General features: G+C 41.5%; 1 protein-coding gene. It reads right to left on the bottom strand.

Going from position 1 to position 388, the window contains the following annotated elements:
• Positions 1-388: helix-turn-helix domain-containing protein (locus G8O24_RS47385; protein WP_188108458.1), on the bottom strand; the 388-nt coding region annotated here is incomplete at both ends.

Raw genomic sequence — 388 nt, forward strand, 5'->3', positions numbered from 1 at the left:
GCCATAACTCCTGATCTGATATTCGTCCGACCTATGTCCGGGAACTGCAAAAAGTTTTTAATAATAGGGTTTTTGAACCGATTCTCTAAAATGGCGACGATGGTATGTTTTTCGCCATCTTGACAGATAAAGTGCAGCTTTCGCCCCACACCTCTAAATTCATCAAACGCTAAGTGTTCTGGCAAAGAATCGAATGAAGGAGTAAATTGAGCGCTGCAGTGGTCTAAGTATCTTTGCACAGTAGTAACTGATACGCCATTCTCTTCAGTGATACTGGTCATAGAATGATCTTTAGTGAGTCCGACTATGATCTTACGTTTAACGGCGTTAGAGATGTGGCAATACTTGTCAAAGATTTGGGTAGACGGATAACTGTATAGCTCACAGT

Origin of the sequence: Bradyrhizobium campsiandrae (assembly GCF_014529705.1) — a bacterium.
In the GTDB taxonomy this organism is placed as follows: Bacteria; Pseudomonadota; Alphaproteobacteria; order Rhizobiales; family Xanthobacteraceae; genus Bradyrhizobium; species Bradyrhizobium campsiandrae.